This window comes from Streptomyces sp. NPDC048484, assembly GCF_040651415.1.
In the GTDB taxonomy this organism is placed as follows: Bacteria; Actinomycetota; Actinomycetes; order Streptomycetales; family Streptomycetaceae; genus Streptomyces.
In genome coordinates this window covers 1-1560 of record NZ_JBEZJY010000144.1, presented here as the reverse complement: position 1 = coordinate 1560, position 1560 = coordinate 1, and the positions used below count along the sequence as shown (strand labels likewise).

The following is a 1560-nucleotide window of genomic DNA, read 5'->3' as shown; positions in this document are numbered from 1 at the left end:
AGCCCTTCAGTTGGAGATCGGTTCCGCTGCGGTAGTTCGACGGTTCGGTGGTGGTGGGCCGGATGTCGTGGTGCGGGTGTGACCTCGAGGGCTGCGGGGTCGGCGGCGGTGATACTCGTACGCGATGGCTTGGTGCAGGCGTCGCCACAGTGACCAGGCGAGACCATGACGGATCTGCTCCCGTGCAGCGGGCCGAGGGGCCATCAGGACCACCAGGCGGCGGACCTCATAGGGGCTCACGGGGAGCGGGAACACCCTCCGCTCCGGTGGCAGATCCCCCTCTCTCCGCCGGTGGCCCTCCGGCGTCCTCCCGAGCGGCCTCGGCGGCCTGCACCGCCAGGAATGCGGCCGCCAGCTGGGCCAGGCTGATGTGCCGGTACCAGCCGTGGAAGGAACGGACCTCGTAGTCCGCCATCCCTGCGGCCTGCTTCGCCAGTCTGATCGCGACCTCCACGCCCCAGCGCGCCGATGTGACCGCGATCAGCTCCTCCACGCCGGTGGCGGCCGGACCCCAGCCCAGGTGGTACTCGCGCTGCGCGGGATCATCGGGATGACGTCGGGCCAGCAGCCAGCGCGCTTGATCGTCGGCGCCCGTTTCCATGTCGGGGTCGGGGATGCGGCGCGCCCACCATTGGAAGGAGCGGGCCGCGGGGTCCGCAGCAGGCACCTCGACCCAGTCTTCCTCCCTCGCGCAGCGCTCGACCAGGCGGCCCAGGTGGCGCCAGCCCGGACGCGGCAGCACGGTCTGGTTGGCCTGCACCGCCACCACGTACGGCAGCGCGTGCTCCTCCAGGAACGTGCGGAAGGCGCCGTCGCGTCCGTAGACTTCGTCGGCGGCCACCCACACCTGGTCCTTGGGCAGGTCGGGCACGATCCGGGAGATCATCGCCTCGGCCTGGCGGGGCTTGACCGTAAAGGCGACCCGTTCGGGGACGTGGGCGGCCCGGCACCGGGTGCGGTCCTCGGTCCACGCCTTGGGCAGGTACAACTCCCTGTCGATCAATGCCTGGCCGGCCGTGGTGACCCAGGCCGCCATCACCCCGACCTGGCAGGGGAAGACCCCGCCCAGCGCGCCGGAGTACTGCGGGGCCACCCCGGCCGAGGCCCGGCCCTTCTTCGCGAACCCGGTCTCGTCAATCACCAGCACCCCGGACCCGCCCGGCCCCGGGCCCCGCCCGCCGTCCTTGAGCCCGGCAATGGCGTAGCGGCGAGTGAAGTCCCGCAGCACATCCGGATCCCAGCGGCCCCGGTCCAGCAGATGCTGCTGACCGCCAGGATCCCGGTCGCCTGCATACTCGGCCAGCTGCCAGCCATTCTTGCGCGAAAGCGGGGCCAACAGTCCCCGGATGCACGCGGCGGCCCGGTGCCGCAGCTCGACCCGCGGGAAGACGAACCCCACATCAAGCAACAGCTCTTCCAGCTGCTCGGCGAAGCCAGCAGCCCGCTCCTCCTCGGTGACCTGCACCGGGACGTCCAACAACGGCGCCTGCATGCCCGGCAGTTACCCGTGCCGGCAGATCACCGAACTACCGCAGCAGAGTCGATCTCCAACTGAAGGGC

At 71.0% G+C, this 1560-nt stretch carries 1 protein-coding gene; it reads right to left on the bottom strand.

Going from position 1 to position 1560, the window contains the following annotated elements:
- Nucleotides 1–226: 226 nt before the first annotated feature.
- Complete coding sequence (locus tag AB0D14_RS44955; protein ID WP_362791328.1) at nucleotides 227–1492, bottom strand: IS701 family transposase; 1266 nt, start codon at nucleotides 1490–1492, stop codon at nucleotides 227–229.
- Between the last annotated feature and the right edge of the window lie 68 nt (nucleotides 1493–1560).

Bases quoted from the DNA above. Each gene is read 5' to 3' on its own strand.
- AB0D14_RS44955 (WP_362791328.1), bottom strand. From the start codon at position 1,492: ATGCAGGCGCCGTTGTTGGACGTCCCGGTGCAGGTCACCGAGGAGGAG.